This window comes from Mesorhizobium prunaredense (assembly GCF_900156895.1).
GTDB classification, from domain to species: domain Bacteria; phylum Pseudomonadota; class Alphaproteobacteria; order Rhizobiales; family Rhizobiaceae; genus Mesorhizobium; species Mesorhizobium prunaredense.
Genome location: NZ_FTPD01000061.1, coordinates 529 through 763, shown reverse-complemented (window position 1 = coordinate 763; position 235 = coordinate 529). Strand labels below are relative to the sequence as shown.

The 235-nt window shown below is 63.8% G+C and carries 1 protein-coding gene; it reads right to left on the bottom strand.

Annotated elements, in window-relative coordinates:
• Positions 1-2 precede the first annotated feature (2 nt).
• On the bottom strand, positions 3-235 hold a 233-nt coding region (locus BQ8794_RS36870; RefSeq protein ID WP_244555147.1), incomplete at its 5' end, for a helix-turn-helix domain-containing protein.

Genomic DNA, 235 nt, shown 5'->3' with positions numbered 1-235 from the left:
CGCTATTCCTTCTTGTCGACCAGCGCCCGTAGTGCCGAGACGTCATGCAGCAACAACCGGCTGCCGTGCTTTTCGATCAGCCCTCTCTTGGCGAGGTCGCTCATTTCGCGCGAGACCGCCTCCCTGTGCGTGCTCATCGTTGCCGCCAGCTCGGAGTGCGTCGGTGCCGGGCTTATGGACACCTCGCCGTCCACGGGTGCGGCTTTCTCCGCCCGATGCAGGAGTTCGACGATCA